Raw genomic sequence first — 387 nt, 5'->3', positions numbered from 1 at the left:
CCTGAGGAAGGCTCGTCCGCTCAGGGTTAGTCAGGACCTAAGCCGAGGCCGACAGGCGTAGGCGATGGACAACAGGTTGATATTCCTGTACCACCTCTTTATCGTTTGAGCAATGGAGGGACGCAGAAGGATAGAAGAAGCGTGCGATTGGTTGTGCACGTCCAAGCAGTTAGGCTGATAAGTAGGCAAATCCGCTTATCGTGAAGGCTGAGCTGTGATGGGGAAGCTCCTTATGGAGCGAAGTCTTTGATTCCCCGCTGCCAAGAAAAGCTTCTAGCGAGATAAAAGGTGCCTGTACCGCAAACCGACACAGGTAGGCGAGGAGAGAATCCTAAGGTGTGCGAGAGAACTCTGGTTAAGGAACTCGGCAAAATGACCCCGTAACTT

At 52.2% G+C, this 387-nt stretch carries 1 rRNA gene; it reads left to right on the top strand.

From position 1 onward, the window contains the following. Positions 1 to 387: ribosomal RNA gene (locus CRV03_RS14055) — 23S ribosomal RNA — on the top strand; the annotation flags it as partial.

This window comes from Arcobacter sp. F155, assembly GCF_004116455.1.
GTDB lineage: Bacteria > Campylobacterota > Campylobacteria > Campylobacterales > Arcobacteraceae > Halarcobacter.
The sequence above is the reverse complement of the archived record's forward strand: the minus strand, read 5'-3'. Positions and strand labels throughout refer to the sequence as shown.